Origin of the sequence: Janthinobacterium rivuli, from assembly GCF_029690045.1 — a bacterium.
GTDB classification, from domain to species: Bacteria; Pseudomonadota; Gammaproteobacteria; order Burkholderiales; family Burkholderiaceae_D; genus Janthinobacterium; species Janthinobacterium rivuli.
Genome location: NZ_CP121464.1, coordinates 3,834,598 through 3,849,111 on the forward strand (window position 1 = coordinate 3,834,598; position 14,514 = coordinate 3,849,111).

The following is a 14,514-nucleotide window of genomic DNA, read 5'->3' on the forward strand; positions in this document are numbered from 1 at the left end:
TCGTTTATTGATGGTTTTTTGATGGATTTCCTGATGAAAAATGCGGATTTTCATCCCTATACTGATTCTACAACTTAAACAACGGAGACACCGCATGATCACCAAAGACGCCGCGCCGCCCGTGCCCTTCTGGCTGTCGCAGCAAGACTGCCAGCTCGATGACTTCATCCGCACCGTCAGCCAAGGCACGGCGCTGGCTGACTATCCCCACGCCGCCTCGGTCGATGCAAACATCCTCGTCTACGACTGCGACCAGGTGCGCGCGCTGGCCGCCAGTGCTGCGCCGCTGCGCGCACTGCAGGCCGAATGGGGCAAGGCGCTGATGGACGGTCCCGGCGTCATCGTGCTCCAGCGCGCCGTCGACGACATGGCTACCCTGGAACAGGTCAGCGGCGTGTTTCGCGCGCTGATCGCCGAGCAGCATGCCGGCGGCCAGGCGGGCGGCGACCATTTCGCCAAACCGGGAGCGAATGACCGCATCTGGAACGCCCAGCAAAAGCTGTGTCTGCGCGCGCCCGAAGCGTTCGCGCGCTATTACGCCAATCCCGTCTTCGCGTGGATCGCCGAGGCCTGGCTCGGTCCCGCCTACCAGATGACGGCGCAAGTGAACGTCGTCAACCCGGGCGGGGCGGCCCAGGCGCCGCACCGCGACTATCACCTGGGCTTCCAGAGCGCCGCCAGCTGCGCCGCCTATCCCGCGCCCGTGCACCAGATGTCGGCCCTCCTGACCTTGCAGGGCGCCGTCGCCCATTGCGACATGCCGCTGGCATCCGGCCCCACCCTGTATCTGCCCTATTCGCAGCGCTACCGACCCGGCTTTCTCGCCTGGCAGCAGCGGCCTTTCCGCGATTATTTTGCGCAGCATTGCGTGCAGCTGCCGCTGTCACAAGGCGACGCCGTCTTTTTCAACCCGGCCCTGTTTCATGCGGCGGGCCATAACCGCTCGCCCGACATCCGCCGCATGGCGAATCTGCTGCAAGTGTCGTCGCCGTTCGGGCGCGCAATGGAAGCGCTGGACCGCCGCGCCATGAGCGCCGCGCTGTATCCGGCGCTGCGGACCTTGCGCGCGCAGGGCGTCCTGTCCGCCGACGGCATTGCTCACGCGATTGCCGCCTGCGCCGAAGGCTATGCCTTCCCCAGCAACCTTGACCGCGACCAGCCCATAGCCGGCATGGCGCCGCCCACGCAGCAGCAGCTCATGCACGAAGCGCTGGCGCAAGACTGGCCCATAGCGCGCTTCCTCGACGCGCTCGACAGCCATGCCTGGCGCCAGCAAGCCTGACTTCCCTACCGCGACATTTTCGGAGACTCCGTATGCAAGACATCAACATCGGCCTGATCGGCGCCGGCTACATGGGCAAGGCCCACACCATCGCCTACAAAGCCGTGCGCAGCATTTTTCCCACGACCTTGAACCCCTTATGCGAATGCATCTGCACCAGCAGCGCGGAAGGCGCGGCCCGCAGCGCGCAGGAACTGGGCTGGAACCGCTCCACGGGCGACTGGCGCGCGCTGATCAATGATCGCGCCATCGACGCCATCATCGTCGCCACGCCGCCGGCCACGCACAAGGACATCGTGCTGGCCGCGCTGGCCCTGGGCAAACCCGTGTTTTGCGAAAAGCCGCTGGGCATGACGGCCGCCGAATCCCTGCTGCTGGCGCAGGCGGCGGAAGCGGCGGGCGTGGCCAACATGGTGGGCTATAACTACATCCGCACGCCCGCCAGCCAGTTGGCGCGCCACATCATCGAATCGGGCGAAATCGGCGAAATCATCCACGTCGCCGCCGAACACGTGGAAGACTACCTGCACGACCCGCACGCTCCCGCCTCGTGGCGCACGCGGGAAGCGACGGCAACGCGCGCCGGCGCGCTGGCCGACGTCGGCTCGCACCTGCTCAACCTGGCCCTGCGCCTGGGCGGCCCCGTCGACTCGCTGGTGGCCGACATGAATACCGTGCACGCGCAGCGCCAAGGTCCGGCTGGCATGGAAGCGGTGGAGAATGACGACCAGGGGAATGTGATGCTGCGTTTTGCCAGCGGCGCGCTGGGCGCCCTGACCTTCAGCCGCGTGGCGGCCGGACGCAAGATGGGTTACACCTACCGCATCACGGGAACGAAAGGCGCACTCGCCTTCGACCAGGAAGAGCAGAATGCACTATGGCTGTACGACGCCGGCCGCCCGGCGCAGCGCCAGGGTTTCCAGCGCCTGCTGATGGGACCCGCCCACCCCGACTACCTGGCGTTCAGCCAGGGCGCCGGGCACGGCACCGGCTACAACGAGCAGATCGTCATCGAAGCGCGCGATTTTCTGCAGGCCATCGCCGGCGGCCAGCCGGTCTGGCCCACCTTCCGCGATGGCTACGAGGTGGACCGGCTGATAGCCGCGGCGCTGCGCTCCGTGCAGGAGCGCAGCTGGATTACCGTACGTTAAACGGCGTTTAGTACGCCAGGCCGTCACCGAACTTGTACAGCGGATGGGCCGTGTCATACGGCACGTCCGACTTCTGCACCTGCACTTCGGCCATCGACGACGGCAGTTCGAACGGCAGCTTGCCTTGCGGCTTGGCCTTGCCCGTCAAGACATCGAACAGCGCGCCGTCGCTGACGCCGAAGTTGGCGAGGATGGCGCTGGCCTTGTCCTGCACGTTGCCGAGGATGGCCGGGCGGTCCAGGTACACCGTCACTACCGTCTTCGGCGCGTATTTGGCCGCGTTCTTGATCGCCTCGTAGTCGGCGTCGCCGTCGACATAGTTCAGGCGCCCTTCATGCTGCATGCTGCCGAAGATGTAGTTCGGGTGCAGGATTTCATACGGCGCGGCCACGCGCAGCAGGGCCACGTCCGCTTCCTGCGGCGTGGCGACCACGGTGTAGCCATACTGCTTGGCCACGGCCGCGTCGATTCCGTACAGGTAGACTTTCTTGACGGTGGCCGCCAGCGGCAAGACCTTGTCCTTGTTTTCCAGCAGGACGAGCGAGCGGCGCTGGGCTTCCAGGCCTGCCTCGATGAAGTCCGCCTTGCCCACCGTGGTGGCCGCCTTGGCCGCATCGACAAACGGATGTTCGAACAGGCCCTGCTTGAATTTCTGGATCAGAATGCGCCGCGCCGACGCATTGATGCGCGCTTCTGTCAACTGGCCGCGCTGCACGGCTTGCGTCAGGTATGGCGCTTCCGTCACGCCGCCAAACTGGTCCATCCCCGCCGTCACGGCTTTCACATAACGCTCGGCCTTGGTGGCGTCTTCCATGCCCCACGGCGTGCCGAAGCCCATGAAGGAAGGCGCGACGCCGGGCGCCGTGCCATTGCGGCAGTTGGCGTCGCAGTCGGACGTGATGCCCCAGTCGGACAGGATCACGCCTTCGAAGCCGTATTTGCCGCGCAGCAGATCCGTCAGCATGGTCTTGCTGAAGCCGGCCGCCACCTGTTCCAGGGTGATGCCGTCGATGGTGATATTGCCGTCCGGCAGAGCGTAGGTCGGCATGACGGATGCCGCCTTGGCCGTGAAGGCGCCTTCGAACGGTTTGACGTGGTAGGCGAAGTTGTTGCCCGGGTAAGTCATGTAACGGCCATAGTAATTGTGGCCATCGTAGCCCTCTTTCGTGGCGCCGTAGCCGACCCAGTGCTTGACGACAGCCACCACGCTGCCGTCATGCAGACCCGTGTTCCCATCCTGGAAGCCTTCGATATAGTGCTGCACCATGCGCTTGGCCAGGTCCGCATCTTCGCCAAAGGTGCCGTTGATGCGCGACCAGCGCGGCTCGGTGGCCAGATCCGCCTGCGGCGACAGCGCCTGCGTGATGCCGACGGCCAGGTATTCCTGGCGCGCGATGTCGCCGAAGCGGCGTACCAGCGCATCGTCGCCGATGGCGGCCAGGCCCAGGGTTTCCGGCCACTGCGAGAAACCCTTGGTGCCGGCGCTGGCACCCACCGTGTACTGGAAATGGTGGCGCGGGTCCGTGCTGATGGACACGGGAATGCCGTGGCGCGACGTTTCGCTCAGGGCTTGCACCTTGTTGTACTGGGTAGCCATGTTGGCCGTATCGCCCGCCATGCGGGTGATGAAGGTGTTGACGTACTGCTTGACGATCAGGTCTTGCAGCGCCGTCAAATCATACGCGCCGCCCTGGCCGATGCCGGTGGGGTCGGCCACGGTGGGCGCCGTGCCGTGCATCATCAGGCCCGCTTTTTCATCAAGGCTCATGCGCGACAGCAGGTCGTCGGCGCGCGCCTCGGCCGACAGGCGCCAGTCTTCGTACGGGTCGATCTTGCCGTTGCGGTTCATGTCCTTGAAGGCATAGCCGTCGACCTTGAGCTGGGCGTAGGTGGTGGCGCCGAACACGGGCTGCTTGTATTCCTCGCTGACGGTGTCGTTGCCGCAGGCGGCCAGGGCAAGCGTGGCGACGCAGCCGGCGACCATGCGGGCCATCGGTTTCAAAGTGCAATTCATCATTATCTCCAAGACTGTTTTTGTAGGTATCAAGGCGCGGCAGCAAGGCCGGCCGAAAACAATATAGCGTGAGAATGCGTGAGTTTCTTGACCGCGCAGCACGCGCTTTATACCCGCGAGAACAATTTTTGGTTAGATGGCACAACAACCAACAATTTCCTACAAAGTGCTAATATTTGTGAAAAATTACTACAACAAGCAGAATAAGCAGGAGACAGCCTTGCACAAACCCGATACGCGCACGGTTTCAAACCGGATCGCGCAACAATGCGCGCGCGCCATGCAGGCCGATGGCCACGATCCCGCCGAGTTCTTTCAGCAAACGGGCATCACGCTGGCGCAGCTGAACGAGCCGGGCGGCCGCATCAACGCCGAGCGGCACCGCCGCATGACGGCCTACGCCCAGCAACTGCCGCAGCACCGAACCATTCTCGACCTCGACGTGACGCACTGGTTCGCGCATTACTCGGGCATCGCCCACGTCTGCTTCAACCGCCCCACCCTGCGCAGCGCGCTGCACGAGCTGCTGCACTTGCGGGGCCTGATCGGCGAGTTCGACTTCATGCTGATGAGTGAAAATGGCACGCGCATCGAGATCGAATACTTGTCCGAGTTCTGCACGGCGGGCGGCGCCATGCAGGCGCTGGCCAATTTCCGCATGCTGTCGCTGGTGGCGCGCGCCTACGACGATGGCGCACCCACCGCCTTCCATGCCGGCTTCCAGGGCAAGGCGCCGTGGTTCGCGCCGGCCATTTCCGAGTGCTTCGGCGCCGCCGCCACCTTTGGCCAGGCGCGCAATACCTTGACGTTTGACGCCCCGGCGCTGGACCGGCCTTTCGCCCAGTTCAACGCCATGCTGGCGCCGCACGCGCTGCGGCACGCGCAGGGGCAATTGCAGCAGTTGCAGGGCGCGCAGCTCTTTTCGGCCCGCGTGGAGCAAGCCATCATCGATCTGCTGGGCCGGCAAGGCGCAGGCGATGCCGACAGCGCCTCGCTGCTGCCGGCCCTGTGCGACGGCCTGGCGATGAACCGCTGGACCTTGCAACGTCAATTACAGCAGGAGCAGACCTCGTTCCGCGCCCTGGAACTGCGCGCCAAGAGCCGCGAATCGCGCCGTTTGCTGCGCGAAACGAGCCTGAGCGTGGTGGAAATCGGCGAACGCCTGGGTTTTTCCTCGCAAAGCGCATTCACCCGCTTCTTCAAGAACCAGTTCGAGCTGCCGCCGGCACGCTACCGGCAGGATGCGACCGGAGCCTAGACGACGTTCAGTCGCCGGTTCATGGCGACGATGTCGTCATGGCTGGCATGCGCGCCCAGCTTGGCGAACTGCGTCGGCATCTGCTCGCGGATCGCAGCTGCCTTGCCGGGAACCGCCGCGGTAAGCGCCCTGGCCATCGCGGGCGCCTCAAGGTCGCAACAGTAGGCGGGGGTGCAGGGCTGCTGGCGCCAGGACTGCGCCAAGGTGCCGCCATCGACCGCGTCAAATCCGGCCTGCTCCACCAAGGTCATCGCCGTCTGCATGGCCATCGGGTCATCTCCGGCGACGGCAATGGCGAGGCGACCCGGCGTGCCTGCAGGCTGGCCCAGCGCGGCCAGCGTATGCGCCAGCACATTGTTGAAGGCCTTGACCACCGGGCGCCCCAGCTGGGCTGACACCCAGATGCTTTCGGCCATGCCCGCATCGATCTGCGCAATCGCCGCGTCACGCATGCCAGGATAATAATTACTGGTGTCGATCACGGTGACCTGCGGCGGCACGGCGTCGAACAGGCCGGCAGGCAGGCTGGCCATGGCTGGCAGCGGAATGGCCAGCACCACCACATCCACGCCATCAACGGCGCCATGCACATCGGCCGGCACTGCGCCGATGTCTTCGGCCAGACTTTGCACGCCTTTGACGCCGCCGGAATTGGCTATCTTCACCTCATGGCCGGCGGACAGCAGCTTGCGCGCCAGGGTTGCGCCGATATTTCCCGTTCCAATAATTCCTATCTTCATGTTCATGAGCTCCGTGTCGTTGATCGTCCAATGTACTGTGATTTTAGGAGCCTTATGCAATAATGGGAAGTACCCACCAATAAGTAAGTAACCCACATATCATGACAAAACAACGGGAATGGAATTGTGGCGATCCGCAAAATCGCCGAGACTGGGCCGATGCCACCACCGAGACCTTGCGCGTACTCGAAGGCAAATGGAAGATCATCATCCTGTGCCAGCTGTTTGCGGCCAAGGCGCCCTTGCGCTTTTCCGACCTGGAGCGCCTGATCGAGGAAGTCAACCAAAAAATGCTGATCCAGCAGCTCAAGCAGCTGGAAAAGGACGGTATCGTCGTGCGCAAGGTCTATGCGCAGGTACCGCCCAGGGTGGAATATGCATTGAGCGAGATCGGCCATGCGCTGGGACCGTCGATGCAGGCACTGATCGAGTGGGCCGAACTGCGGCGCGCACGCCTGGCGCACGCCGCTGCCGATCCTGCCGCGCCAGATTAAACCTGCGGCGCAGCCCTTGCCTGCGGCCGTATCCGGAACCAGATCGCATACATGGCCGGTAGAAAGACCAAGGTCAGCACCGTGCCGGCAAACGTGCCGCCGATCAGGGTATAGGCCAAGGTCCCCCAGAAAACCGAATGCGTCAGCGGAATAAACGCCAGGATGGCCGCCAGCGCCGTGAGAATCACGGGACGCGCGCGCTGCACGGTCGCTTCCACCACGGCGTCGAACGGCGCCAGTCCCGCCGCCTCGTTCTGGTGGATCTGGCCGATCAGGATCAGCGTATTGCGCATCAAAATGCCCGACAGCGCGATCAGACCGACCAGCGCATTGATGCCGAACGGCTGCTGGAACAGCAGCAAGGTGGGCACCACGCCGATCAAGCCCAATGGGCTGGTCAGGAACACCATCACCATCGCCGAGATCGAACGCACCTGCAGAATAATCATCAGCAAGGTCAACGCCAGCATGATGGGGAACAGCGGCAGCATGGCTTGCGTGGCCTTGGCCGATTCCTCGATGGAGCCGGCCTGCTCGATGCGGTAGCCGGCCGGCAGCTTGTCGATCACGGCTTGCAGCTGGGCCGTGATGGCGCCCGAGACGTCGGGCGGCTGCATGCCGTCAGCGATGTCGCCGCGTACGGTAATCGTCGGCTGGCGGTCGCGCCGGCGCATCACCGGTTCTTCCGAGCGCACTTCCACGCTGCCCACCTGCGACAGCGCGATGCGTTCGCCATTCGCGCCGGCCAGGGTCAGGTCGGCGATGCGCGCCGGGTCGAGCCGCACGTCGCCGGCCGCGCGCGCCACCACCTGCACCGTGCGGATATCTTCGCGCACGGCCGTGACGGGCACGCCGCGCAGCAGGAACTGCAGCTGCTGCGCCACGGCGGCGGACGTCAGGCCCATCGCCTGCAGGCGCTCCTGCTGCAGGCTGAAATGCAGGGTGGGCGTGCGCGTGCCCCAGTCGGTATTGACGGTGCGCATCAGCGGGCTGGCCTGCATCACAGCTTGCACCTGGCCGGCGATGCCGCGCAACACCTCGGGATCGGGGCCGCTGACCCGGTAGGCGACGGGAAACGGCGAATACGGGCCGAACACCAGTTGCGTGACGCGCACCCTGGCCTCGGGCGCCAGCCCGGCAGCCACCGCCACACGCAAACGCTGCTTGAGGGCGTCGCGCGCCTGCTGGCTGTCGGTGCGCACGACGATCTTGGCAAACGACGGGTCGGGCAATTCCGGTCCCATCGCCAGGTAAAAGCGCGGCGCACCCTGGCCCACATAGGCCGTGACGATCTTCGCCTCGCTCTGGCGCGCCAGCCACGCTTCCACCTTGGCCGCCGCGCCGCTGGTCTGCCCGATCGCGCTGCCGTAGGGCAGCTGCACTTCGATCAGCACTTCAGGGCGGTCCGAGATGGGAAAAAACTGCTTCTTGACGACGGCCATGCCCAGCACGGCCAGCACGAACAGGCCGATCACGGTGCAGAACACCAGCCATTTGCGGGCAATCACGCGCCCCAGCAACCGGCGAAAGCGGTGGTAGCGCGGCGTGTCGTACAAGCCTTCATGGCCGCCGGCGACGTGTTTGAGTTCAGGCAGCAGCTTCACGCCCAGGTAGGGAGTGAACACCACCGCCACCACCCACGAGGCGATCAGCGCGATGCCGACGATCCAGAACATATTGCTCGTGTATTCACCGGCAGTGGAGCGGGCAAAGCCGTTCGGCATGAAGCCGACAGCCGTGACCAAGGTGCCCGCCAGCATCGGCGCGGCCGTGTGGCTCCAGGCGTAGGCGGAGGCGGCGATGCGGCTGTAGCCCTCTTCCATTTTCACGACCATCATTTCGATGGCGATGATGGCGTCGTCCACCAGCAGACCCAGGCCCAGGATCAATGAACCGAGGGTGATGCGGTCGAAGTTCTTGCCGGTGGCCGCCATCACGATGAACACCACGGCCAACGTCAATGGCACGGCGGCTGCCACCACGATGCCGACCCGCCAGCCCATGCTGACAAAGCACACCAGCATCACCACCAGCAGCGCGGCGAGAAACTTGAGCATGAATTCGTCGACGGCCGCGCCGATGTTGACGGCCTGGTCGGTAACCTTGGCCAGGCTCATGCCCAGCGGCATGGCGGCGCCGATGGCCGTCACTTCCCCGTCCAGCGCCTTGCCCAGATCCAGCCCGTTCCAGCCGTCGCGCATGATCACGCCCAGCAGCAGCGCCGGCTCGCCGCCATTGCGCACCAGGAAACTGGCCGGGTCTTCCTGGCCACGGCGCACGGTGGCGATATCGGACAGGGTCAAGGTGCGCCCCTGCGCCGCCACGGGCGTGTCGCGGATCTTTTGCAGCGCGTCGAGCGCGCCGTCGAGGCGGATGAATACCTGCGGCCCGCGCGTTTCCACCGAGCCGGCTGGCGTCAAGGCATTCTGGCCGTTCAGCGCCGCGAACACGTCCTGCGCCCGCACGCCCAGGGTGGCCAGGCGCTCCTGCGAAAACTCGACGTAGATGCGTTCGGCCTGCTCGCCGATGATATTGACCTTTTTCACGCCCGGCACGTGCAGCAGCCGCTGGCGCAGGGTTTCCGCCTCGCGCACCAGCAGGCGCTGCGGTTCGCCCTTGGCTTTCAGCGCATACAGCGCAAAGGTGACGTCGGCGTATTCGTCATTGATCATGGGGCCGATCACGCCGGCCGGCAAATTGGCCGCCTCGTCGCCCGCCTTCTTGCGCGCCTGGTAAAACTCGGCCTGCACCTGCCCGGGCGGCGTGCTGTCGAGCAGGGTCAGGGTGGTAAAGGCCAGGCCCGGCGTGGTGTAGGTCTCGGCACGTTCGTACCAGCGCAGCTCCTGCAGGCGCTTTTCGATCTTCTCGGCCACCTGGTCCTGCATTTCGCGCGCGCTGGCGCCGGGCCAGGCGGTGACGATGGTCATCACCTTGACCGTGAACGCCGGGTCTTCCGCGCGTCCCAGCTTGAAGAACGACAGCAGGCCGGCCAGCGAAATGAGGCAAATCAGGAACAGGGTGACGGAACGCTCGCGCACGGCCAGCGCGGACAGGTTGAAGCCGGCCGCGCTCATGGACGCGCTCCCGCGCCGGCGGCCACTGGCGCCTGTTCGACCCTGACCTGCTCTCCCTGATGCAGCAGGTGCGCGCCCAGCGCAACGATGCGTTCGCCCGCCTTCAGGCCGCTCACGTCGGCGCCGTCATCGTGCAGACCTCGTACTTTCACGGGCCGCCAGCTCACTTGGGCCGGCGCACCGGCAATCACCCACACGCCCTGCCCCTTGCCCGCATCATGCAGGGCCGCCAGCGGCACTTGCACGCTGTCGCCGGCCGCTTGCGTGCCGGCCAGGCGCAAGGTGACGGTGGCGCCCAGCGGCGCGCTTGACAGCGCCGCATCGAGCACATAGCGCGCCTCGAAGGTGCGCGTTTGCCGGTCCGCCGTCTGCGACAGCTGGCGCAAGGTGGCCGGCACGCTGGCGCCCGGCCTGCCGAACAGGGTGGCCTGCCCGGTGGAACCCAAGGCGGGACGCAAGGTTTCCGGCAGCTGGATCGCCGCTTCGCGCCGGCCGTCATGGGCCAGTCGCACCACCACCTGCCCAGCCACGACCACCTGGCCCGGTTCGGCCAGGGTGTCCATGACGACGCCGTCGGCGTCGGCCAGCAGCACCGCGTACTGCAGCGCATTGCGCGCCACCCCGGCCTGGGCTTCGGACGCCTTCAATTGGGCGCCGGCCGCGTCAGCCGCCGCCTTCACCTGGTCGTAACTGGATGCCGAAATGGCGCCGGTGCCGCGCAAGTCGCGGTAGCGCGCTTCCTCATCCGCCGCCTGGCGCGCGCGGGCGCGGTCGGCCGTGACGGTTTCATGGCGCGCCTGCGCCAGCAGTTGCAGGTCGTCGGCGTCGAGGCGCATCAACGGCTGGCCACGGCGCACGGCCTGGCCAGCGTCGACCAGCCGTTCGCGCACCTTGCCGGCCACGCGAAAACCGAGATCGCTCTGCACGCGCGGCGCGACCACGCCCGTAAAGCTGCGCGCGCCCGCTTCGGCGCCCTGCACCGCGACGGCGCGCACCAGCGGCGTGGCCGTGCGCGGATCGGCCTGCGCCTTGTCGGCGCAGGCGCTCAACACCAGGGGGAAAGTTGAAATGACAACAGATGAAGCGAGGCGGCGCCAGCGCATAGGAATTCCATGAATGAGTGATCAGAGCCCTCATTCTGGTACTAGTGACCAATTAAGTCAATCGTCACTTATCATTGAAGCGCTTACGGCGACAAACTGCGCAACACCAGGCTGGACAGCTGCACCACGGCCGTTTCGCTGCTGTCGACGCTGTGTTGCAGCAGCAAAGGATTGACGTAGGGGCGCATCACCAGGTAAATCGCGCTGGCCGTTTCGTCGAGCGGCGTCTTGCGTTCGAAGTCGCCCGTCTTGCGCCCCTGCTGCAAGATATCCTGCAGCAAGGCGCCCATCGCCAGCTCGTAGGCCTGCACGGCCGGCCAGCGTTCGGTGGCGGCCGAGGCGGCGATGTCGTACAGTTTTCGGTCCTGGAAAAACAGCCGCAAGCTGGCCTCGACGCTGGCCCTGAACATGCGCCGCAGCTGCTCTGGCGGCCGCTCGGCCGCTGCAACCGCGCTTCTCACCTCGGTCTCGATCTGGCGCAGGCAGTTGCCGCAGATATGCTCGCCGATGGCTTGCTTCGATTCGAAGAATTTGTAGATATAGGCCTTGGAAAAGCCGATCACCCGGGCCAGGTCGGAGACGGTCGTCTTTTCATAGCCGTAGCGGCTGAAGTAATCGGTGGCGGCGGCAACGATCTGGTCGCGCACGTCGTGGCCGGCGGGACCGCGCGCAGGGGTCTGTAGTTCGGGTGTGGTGGAATTCATGGCGACAGCTTAACGCGCCGCGCCGGAATGCACAATAAGTGACCAAACTGTATTATAGTCACACATTATTCTCATTTAAACAGGAAGACCACCATGCCACTGCCACGCCTGCGCCTCCCCTTTCTGCTGATCGCCGCCGGCCTGGCCGCCACCGGCTGCACCGTCGGCAAGGATTACCACCGGCCCGAACTGCCGCAAGCGGCCCAGTACCGGCATCAGGCGGCGCTCGGCGCGCGCCAGGACGCTGACTCTGCCGAACTGCGGCAGTGGTGGACGGCCTTCGGCGACCCGCGCCTGACCCGCCTGGTGACGGTGGCGCTCGCGCAAAACCTCGACCTGGCGCAAGCGCAGGCCAGGGTCAGCCAGGCGCGCGCCGCCACCGGTGCGGCCGACGCCGCGCTGCTGCCGTCGGCCAGCCTTGGCGGCCAGGCGGCGCGCGCCTACCAGTCGGTGCAAACGCCGCTGGGCCAGGTCTTGAACGCCACGCCAGGCTATGAGCGCGCCGGCAGCGCGCGCGAGCTGAACCTGCAAGCGTCGTGGGAGCTCGACCTGTTCGGTGGCCTGCGCCGCGAACGCGAAGCGGCGCGCGCCGATTACGCAGCCAGCGAAGCGGGATGGGCCGCGACGCGGCTGGCCGTGGCGGCGCAAACGGCCGACCTGTACCTGACGATCCAGGGGCTGCAGGCGCGGCTTGAGCTGGCGCGCCGGCAGGTCGACACCGACGCGGCGCTGCTGGAACTGGCGACGCTGTTATATGACAAGGGATTGGCGAACGAACCGGCACTGCGGCAGGCCGAAGCGTCGCTGGCGCAGGCGCGCGCCGTCGTGCCCGGCCTGGACACGGCGCGCGAAGTGGCGCTGCATGCGCTCGACGTGATGCTGGGCGCGGCGCCAGGCACCTATGGCAATGAGATGGCCGCCGCCGGCGTGATGGCGCGCGCGCCGCGCATCACGGCCGGCGGCGCGCCGGGCGAATTGTTGCGGCGCCGGCCCGACCTGATCGCCGCCGAACGGCGTCTGGCCGCCGCCAGCGCGCGCACCGGCGCGGCCGTCGCCGAGTACTACCCAAAACTGAGCCTGGGCGCGCTGTTTGGCAGCGCCACGGCCGGCGGCGCCCTGTTCGGCAGCGGCTCCGGCCAGGCCGCCGGCATGCTGGGCATGCGCTGGCGCCTGTTCGATTTCAGCCGCATCGACGCGCAGATCGAAGCTTCCCGCGGCCAGGAAGCCGAACTGCTGGCGGCCTACCGGCTCGCGGCGCTGCACGCCGTCGAAGACGTGGAAAACGCCGGCTCGGCCCTGCTGCGCCACGAAGAACAGGCCGCATTGCTGGCGCAAGGCGTGCAATCGCTAGAGCGCGCCCGCGCCGCCGCGCTGGCCGCCTACGAGAAAGGCGTAGTCAGCCGGCTCGATGTGCTGCAAGCCGACACGAGGCTGCTGCGCGCAGCGGACGCGCGCGAACAGGCGCAAACGGCATCGGCACGCGCCGCTGTCGCCACTTACCGGGCGCTGGGCGGCGGCTGGCAAGCGCCGCAGGCGGGAGCCGAGGTGGTGGCAGCCCGGTAAAAAAGGTCGTCAGAAGAAATGGCGCACACCCGCCATCACGCCATTCTGCGTGCGTCCCGCGCCCACCGTGCCGCCCGCGTCCAGCGCCACGGCCGCCGCGCCATCATTGTCCATGCGGCCGATGGCGCCGTAGATGGCCGTGCGTTTGGATAAATGATAGGTCAGGCGCGCGGTGGCCAGGGTGGCATCGTTCGGGCTATCCTTGACGGCCAGTTTGGCCACCTGGCCATCGAGCACCAGCGCGGGCGCGACGGGCCAGGCGGCGCCGAAATACAGCAACTGCGAGTCGACAGGGCCCGTGGTGGCGCGTATGGTGCGGTCGATGATGCCGCCGCCCAGCTTTAACTGACCGAGCATGGCATAAGCGCTGGCGATCACGCGGCGGTCGAAGTGGCGGCTCGACGTGAGGCCGTTGGCCGCGCCCACGTTACCGTACAGGATGTCGTACGATGCCGTGGCGCCGTAGCGGCCCGTGTCGTAGCCCAGCAAGGCGGTGATCTGGCGGCAAGCTTTCGCGTTGCCCGCCACTTCGCCCGCGCAGCCCGTGGCGGCCGGCCCGCCCGCCGCCGAGGTATCGCGCCCCAGGCTGTAGGTGGCGCCCACGGTCACGTCGGAAAACGTGCCCAGGTAACCGATGGCGTTGTCGCTGCGGGCGTTCGGCAGGTACAGATCGAGACTGCTGATGGAAAACAGGGCCGGCCCCATGATGTCGGACTTTTGCGTGGCCCAGAACGACATGTTCATCTGCCGCCCCAGCATCACGCTGCCATAGCGGCCCTTCAGGCCCACCCACGACTGGCGGCCGAACAGTCTCCCGCCCTGCCCCGCGACGCCCGTATCGACGCCGAAGCCCGATTCCAGCGCAAAGATCGCCTGCAAGCCGCCGCCCAGGTCTTCCACGCCCTTGAAGCCGAAACGCGACGGCAATGAACCGGTCAAGGTGGGCATCTTGGTGACGCTGTCGCCGGCCGCGTTGGCATTCGTCGTGTAGGCCAGCGAACTGTCGAGCACTCCATACAGGGTGACGCTGCCTTGCGCATAGGCGGTGCTGCAGGCGCACGCGCCCAGCAGCGCCATGGTGATGGCCTTGGTTTTTTTCATGCTTGTCTCCGTTTTTGGTTTTGTATTTTT

General features: G+C 66.1%; 11 protein-coding genes. 5 read left to right on the forward strand and 6 right to left on the reverse strand.

Translation table 11 applies throughout. The annotated features are described in order from the left end of the window. The first annotated feature begins 94 nt into the window (after window positions 1-94). Both P9875_RS17410 and P9875_RS17415 read left to right on the forward strand, forming a co-directional pair. Window positions 95-1,282 carry a phytanoyl-CoA dioxygenase family protein gene (locus tag P9875_RS17410; RefSeq protein WP_278316074.1) on the forward strand — a complete coding sequence of 396 codons (1,188 nt, stop codon included), beginning with the start codon at window positions 95-97 and terminating at the stop codon, window positions 1,280-1,282. A 32-nt stretch (window positions 1,283-1,314) separates the two neighbouring features. Further along, entirely contained in the window at window positions 1,315-2,433 is a 1,119-nt protein-coding gene (locus P9875_RS17415) for a Gfo/Idh/MocA family protein (protein ID WP_278316075.1), read from the forward strand. A gap of 7 nt (window positions 2,434-2,440) precedes the next feature. Here P9875_RS17415 and P9875_RS17420 read toward each other — a convergent pair whose 3' ends face one another. After that, window positions 2,441-4,450 carry a glycoside hydrolase family 3 protein gene (locus P9875_RS17420; RefSeq protein WP_278316076.1) on the reverse strand — a complete coding sequence of 670 codons (2,010 nt, stop codon included), beginning with the start codon at window positions 4,448-4,450 and terminating at the stop codon, window positions 2,441-2,443. A gap of 217 nt (window positions 4,451-4,667) precedes the next feature. Here P9875_RS17420 and P9875_RS17425 point away from each other — a divergent pair, with 217 nt between their 5' ends. After that, complete coding sequence (locus P9875_RS17425) at window positions 4,668-5,705, forward strand: helix-turn-helix transcriptional regulator (RefSeq protein ID WP_278316077.1); 1,038 nt, start codon at window positions 4,668-4,670, stop codon at window positions 5,703-5,705. Here P9875_RS17425 and P9875_RS17430 read toward each other — a convergent pair. Then, window positions 5,702-6,445 (reverse strand): NADPH-dependent F420 reductase, encoded by a 744-nt coding sequence (locus P9875_RS17430; protein WP_423221787.1) that lies wholly within the window; start codon window positions 6,443-6,445, stop codon window positions 5,702-5,704. The genes P9875_RS17425 and P9875_RS17430 overlap by 4 nt on opposite strands. Before the next feature lie 101 nt (window positions 6,446-6,546). On the opposite strand from P9875_RS17430, the gene P9875_RS17435 reads away from it, so the two are divergent. Next, window positions 6,547-6,939 (forward strand): winged helix-turn-helix transcriptional regulator, encoded by a 393-nt coding sequence (locus P9875_RS17435; RefSeq protein ID WP_034755697.1) that lies wholly within the window; start codon window positions 6,547-6,549, stop codon window positions 6,937-6,939. Here P9875_RS17435 and P9875_RS17440 read toward each other — a convergent pair. The 3 genes from P9875_RS17440 to P9875_RS17450 all read right to left on the reverse strand — a co-directional run bounded on the left by P9875_RS17440 (window position 6,936) and on the right by P9875_RS17450 (window position 11,820). Beyond that, a complete protein-coding gene (locus tag P9875_RS17440) occupies window positions 6,936-10,013 on the reverse strand; it encodes an efflux RND transporter permease subunit (protein WP_278316078.1) in 3,078 nt (1,025 codons plus the stop codon). The two genes, P9875_RS17435 and P9875_RS17440, sit on opposite strands and share 4 nt — an antisense overlap. After that, entirely contained in the window at window positions 10,010-11,116 is a 1,107-nt protein-coding gene (locus P9875_RS17445; RefSeq protein ID WP_278316079.1) for an efflux RND transporter periplasmic adaptor subunit, read from the reverse strand. Before P9875_RS17445 ends, P9875_RS17440 begins: the two co-directional genes overlap by 4 nt. A gap of 83 nt (window positions 11,117-11,199) precedes the next feature. Beyond that, complete coding sequence (locus tag P9875_RS17450; protein WP_278316080.1) at window positions 11,200-11,820, reverse strand: TetR/AcrR family transcriptional regulator; 621 nt, start codon at window positions 11,818-11,820, stop codon at window positions 11,200-11,202. Between the two features lie 93 nt (window positions 11,821-11,913). Here P9875_RS17450 and P9875_RS17455 point away from each other — a divergent pair, with 93 nt between their 5' ends. Continuing rightward, window positions 11,914-13,383, forward strand: coding sequence for an efflux transporter outer membrane subunit (locus P9875_RS17455; protein ID WP_278316081.1), 1,470 nt, complete (start codon window positions 11,914-11,916; stop codon window positions 13,381-13,383). Between the two features lie 9 nt (window positions 13,384-13,392). Here the strand turns inward: P9875_RS17455 and P9875_RS17460 are convergent, their stop codons facing one another. Then, window positions 13,393-14,484, reverse strand: coding sequence for a porin (locus P9875_RS17460; protein ID WP_278316082.1), 1,092 nt, complete (start codon window positions 14,482-14,484; stop codon window positions 13,393-13,395). Window positions 14,485-14,514 lie beyond the last annotated feature (30 nt).

Excerpts from the sequence above, each read along its gene's own strand:
- P9875_RS17435 (WP_034755697.1), top strand. The coding sequence starts at position 6,547 with ATGACAAAACAACGGGAATGGAATTGTGGCGATCCGCAAAATCGCCGA.
- P9875_RS17410 (WP_278316074.1), top strand. The coding sequence starts at position 95 with ATGATCACCAAAGACGCCGCGCCGCCCGTGCCCTTCTGGCTGTCGCAG.
- P9875_RS17450 (WP_278316080.1), bottom strand. The coding sequence starts at position 11,820 with ATGAATTCCACCACACCCGAACTACAGACCCCTGCGCGCGGTCCCGCC.
- P9875_RS17440 (WP_278316078.1), bottom strand. The coding sequence starts at position 10,013 with ATGAGCGCGGCCGGCTTCAACCTGTCCGCGCTGGCCGTGCGCGAGCGT.
- P9875_RS17460 (WP_278316082.1), bottom strand. The coding sequence starts at position 14,484 with ATGAAAAAAACCAAGGCCATCACCATGGCGCTGCTGGGCGCGTGCGCC.
- P9875_RS17455 (WP_278316081.1), top strand. The coding sequence starts at position 11,914 with ATGCCACTGCCACGCCTGCGCCTCCCCTTTCTGCTGATCGCCGCCGGC.
- P9875_RS17430 (WP_423221787.1), bottom strand. The coding sequence starts at position 6,445 with ATGAAGATAGGAATTATTGGAACGGGAAATATCGGCGCAACCCTGGCG.
- P9875_RS17415 (WP_278316075.1), top strand. The coding sequence starts at position 1,315 with ATGCAAGACATCAACATCGGCCTGATCGGCGCCGGCTACATGGGCAAG.
- P9875_RS17420 (WP_278316076.1), bottom strand. The coding sequence starts at position 4,450 with ATGATGAATTGCACTTTGAAACCGATGGCCCGCATGGTCGCCGGCTGC.
- P9875_RS17445 (WP_278316079.1), bottom strand. The coding sequence starts at position 11,116 with ATGCGCTGGCGCCGCCTCGCTTCATCTGTTGTCATTTCAACTTTCCCC.